Source organism: Psychromonas sp. (genome assembly GCF_983033635.1).
This window is the reverse complement of the sequence record NZ_CEZLMY010000144.1, coordinates 1-421: the sequence shown is the minus strand read 5'-3', so window position 1 is coordinate 421 and position 421 is coordinate 1. Positions and strand designations below refer to the sequence as shown.

The window sequence follows — 421 nt, the reverse complement described above, 5'->3', positions numbered from 1 at the left end:
TTGTTCAACAGTGACTGCAGCTTCGTTATTTTGAATACGCACTTTTTTACGCATATTTCTACGTTTACGACGAACAGCTACCGCTTCTTCATTCTCTTTTTTAGTGTGAGTTGGCGGGGTTCTATCCTGCTTTTTAACACGATCCTTGTCTTTTCTATCAGTTGACCTAGGTTCGGTTGCTTTTGCCTCTGGACGAACTTTAGGAGTACGATTTTGATTGCGGTTACGATTAGCGTTGCTGCGTGGATTACGACTCTTATTTGAACGTTGACGCTGACTGCTTGGTTTTTTCTCCTCTTCTTGTTTGATCTCTTCCTCAGCGGAAAAGACAGATGCTAAAGTAGTAAGAAGTCGAGAAACAAGTGATGGTTTAGCCGCAACTTTATCCACAACTTTGGTGCTGCTAGCTTTTTTAGTCTCT

General features: G+C 41.8%; 1 pseudogene. It reads right to left on the bottom strand.

From position 1 onward, the window contains the following. A pseudogene (locus AC4GME_RS14750) lies at positions 1-421 on the bottom strand (ribonuclease E); the annotation flags it as partial.